This is a genomic window from Nocardioides sp. (assembly GCF_036401255.1).
In the GTDB taxonomy this organism is placed as follows: Bacteria; Actinomycetota; Actinomycetes; order Propionibacteriales; family Nocardioidaceae; genus Nocardioides.
Genome location: NZ_DASWVI010000420.1, coordinates 1 through 3,105 on the forward strand (window position 1 = coordinate 1; position 3,105 = coordinate 3,105).

Sequence of the window (3,105 nt, forward strand, 5' to 3'; positions counted from 1 at the left end):
GAGTCCGGCTCGGCGTCGAGCACCTTCAGCCGCGCGTCCAGCGGGTCGTGCACCGAGCCGCCCGTCGAGAGCTGGACCACGAGGCCGGTGCTCTCGCGCAGCGCCTGGACGGTGTCGCGCAGCCGGGTCTGGTCGAGCGTCGGCCGGTGGTCGGCGTCGCGGATGTGGACGTGGATCATCGCCGCGCCCGCGGCCTCGCACTCCCGCGCGGTCTGCACGAGCTCCTCGAGGGTGGTGGGGAGCTGGGGGCAGTCGGACTTGGCGGTCTCCGCGCCGGTGGGCGCGACGGTGATCAGGACCCGGTCAGGTGACGTCGTTGGCACGAACGCATCGTGCCAGAGCGGGACCGGCGGTGGTCAGCGCCCTGCCTCGGCGCGAGGTCTCGACGAGCTCGATCGGCCGAGAAGCCGCTCCGGCGCCCATCTCGAAACCCGGGACGGGGCCCTCCCGACGTGCTTACGCTCGGCCCATGCTGCGAACCCGCGCCTCTCGTGCCGCTGCTCTCGCCGTCGCTCTGGTCGGCGTGGTGAGCGGTGCTGCGGTCCCCGGGAGCGCTGCGGCCGCGGAACCCGTGGTGATCACCGACGCCTCCGACGACGTCACCGGCCTCCCCTACCTCGACGTGCAGAGCGCACGAGTCTCGAACTCCGCCTCGAAGATCCAGATCACCTACCGATCGGAGAGCTACGGGAACAGGCGTGGCGAGGAGAAGGTGTGGCTCGACACGAATCCCCGCCGGCCCGGGCCGGAGCTCGAGGTCGGCTTCGGCCGCTACAGCGAAGGGTGGACCACCCCACTGCGGAACTGGAAGCGGGACAAGTCCGCGTCCGCCAGGCGGAAGTGGAGCCCCAACTACTCGCGCGTCGGGACCTGCGACCGCACCGTGCGGCTCAACTCCCGGTGGGAGCAGGGATTCACGCCGATCACGCTGACGATCCGCAAGAAGAAGGGGTGCATCACCGCCAAGGCGGTCCGCATCCACGTCGGGACCTCCACCGACGCCTATGACACGCTCGATGGCTACCGCAGCTGGCCCGACTCAGCCACCGACGAGTTCCCCAACGGCCGCCGCACCTTCACCGACTGGGTCACCGGCGCCCGTAGCTTCACCGAGGGGCCGGATCGGGTGCACTGGTGGAACGACCTGCGCTCGGTCACGGCGGAGCTCACCGACTCGACGCTCGACGTCACCATCCAGACCAACGTCAAGTTCCCAGGCGAGTACGGGGCGTTCTACACCTACCTCGACACGAACGAGGACTCGGTGCCTGACTACCGGGTGCTGATCGTCGACGCCGGCGGCGGGAGCTACCTGGCGGGCATGAACTCGTGGGACGACGACACGGCGGAGGACATGTCGTGCTGGCTGGACGGACACATGACCACGCACTGGGACTCGATCGCCCGGTTCTCGCTCGCGACCGACTGCATCGGGGATCCCGCCACGCTGCGGGTGGCCGTGAGGTCCGAGGACTTCCAATATCTCGGGCACGATCCGGTCGACTGGCTGGGCGGCGTCCAGACCTGGAGTGACCCGATCGGCTGACCTGCCGCGGGTGCGACCAGCGGCGGTCAGCTGCCGGTCACCACCAGGCGCCGTTGCGCTTGCGCATCTGCTTGAGCTGCAGGCGGGTGAGCTCGTCGCGGTCGCGCTGCCACTTCGGCCGATCGTCGATGATGTAGCCCGCCGCCGCGTCCCAGGCGCTGGGGCGGTTGGCGCGCGCGGCCCTGCGGTCCTGGGACCGGGCGCGATGGTCCATGAGCGCGCCGGCCGCGAAGAACGCGGCGGCCTTGGCGACGTCCTTCGCGACCTCGCCTCGCCGGCTCGCCGGAGGTACGGCGGCGTGCTCCGCCGGCGCGGCCTCCGGCTGAGCGGCCGTTGCGTGCCAGTGGGAGCCGGAGCCGCCCGCAGCGCGCCACTCGGCGTGGCGCGCCAGGTAGTCGTCGTAGCCGTCCTGGTCGCCGACGCTGCCGTGCACCAGGACGGTGTGGGCGCGGTACGTCGCCGCGTCCAGCGGGTCGTCCTGCCACGCGGCGTAGGCGAACCGCGCGGTGGCCGCCTCGTCGGGCTGGAACGGATCGAGCTCCTCGGGCTCGCCGTAGGTCAGCCACTCGTCGTCGGCGTACTGCGACGGCGTGGCCAGGTCGTAGTAGGCGTGGATGCCGCCGATGAAGTGGGTGAGGAGGTGCTGCTCCCACTCGGTGAACGCCAGCTCCCCGGACCCGGCGAGATGCGCGAGGTGGTCGTGGAAGGCCCGGAGGCGCGCCAGGTGCCACACGTCGGTCGAGATGAGGTGCTGTCGCCACTCCCAGACGGCCCAGGGGCTGGGCAGCAGGGCGGTCCAGACGGCGTCGGGATGGACCGAGTAGCCGCGCGGGATCCAGTCGGCGAACGTCAGGTAGGCGTCGCCCTGGTGGAGTCCGTTGGCGTGGCTGCCCTTGCCCAGGTCCTTCTTGAGCCGGCACCCGCACGGCTGGTCGTCGGCATGCGGCGCGTCCCACTGCGGGTCACAGGGCGCGATCGCGTGCGTGGTGATGAAGGCGGACCACGGGTTGTCGGCGTACGGGCGCCCACGCACCGAGCGCAGCTGCGTCCACTGGGTGCGGGTGCGTCGCCCCTTGGCCTCGATGACCCACACGATCCGGTCCTCGCCATCGGCCAGCACGACATCGGGTGCGGCGCTCACCGCCGGCTCGACCGCGTGGAGCGGCGCCGAGAGCAAGGCGCGCTGCTCCTCGGGCAGGGCATGGATCTGGGAGCGGACGAGCGCGGTCTTGACGGCCGTCGAGAGCGCGGTCTGGCTGGTGCCGTCGAGGGTGTCGCCGAGCAGCCTGGCCAGCCTGCGGGTGAAGGCGACCTCGCCGGTGAAAGGCTCGGTGAGGGTGACGTCCGCGAGCTGCTCGGGCGTCGGGACGATGCGTACGCCCACCGCGGGTCAGCCGGCGACGCGCAGGGTGATCACACAGGCGCTCTCGCCGTGCTCGAGGCAGATGCCGCCGGCGGCGGGGGCGCCGCTGACGCACGACTCGACGGTCACGCGCGGGTGCTCGGGTCGGTGGGTGAGGCGATCGGTCCAGAAGGTGTGCTCGAGCTGTCCGCCGCGA

At 71.6% G+C, this 3,105-nt stretch carries 3 protein-coding genes; 1 reads left to right on the forward strand and 2 read right to left on the reverse strand.

The features are described 5' to 3' along the window. Positions 1–323: 3-keto-5-aminohexanoate cleavage protein (locus tag VGD85_RS19490; RefSeq protein ID WP_331065092.1), on the reverse strand; the 323-nt coding region annotated here is incomplete at its 3' end. A gap of 146 nt (positions 324–469) precedes the next feature. Between VGD85_RS19490 and VGD85_RS19495 the strand changes: the two genes are divergently transcribed. Continuing rightward, positions 470–1,546 carry a hypothetical protein gene (locus VGD85_RS19495; protein WP_331065093.1) on the forward strand — a complete coding sequence of 359 codons (1,077 nt, stop codon included), beginning with the start codon at positions 470–472 and terminating at the stop codon, positions 1,544–1,546. A gap of 37 nt (positions 1,547–1,583) precedes the next feature. Here VGD85_RS19495 and VGD85_RS19500 read toward each other — a convergent pair whose 3' ends face one another. Beyond that, on the reverse strand, positions 1,584–2,930 hold the full coding sequence (locus tag VGD85_RS19500) for a hypothetical protein (RefSeq protein WP_331065094.1): 1,347 nt from the start codon (positions 2,928–2,930) through the stop codon (positions 1,584–1,586). Between the last annotated feature and the right edge of the window lie 175 nt (positions 2,931–3,105).

What these genes read in the sequence shown, in the direction of transcription:
- VGD85_RS19495 (WP_331065093.1), top strand. Translation starts at nt 470, where the DNA reads ATGCTGCGAACCCGCGCCTCTCGTGCCGCTGCTCTCGCCGTCGCTCTG.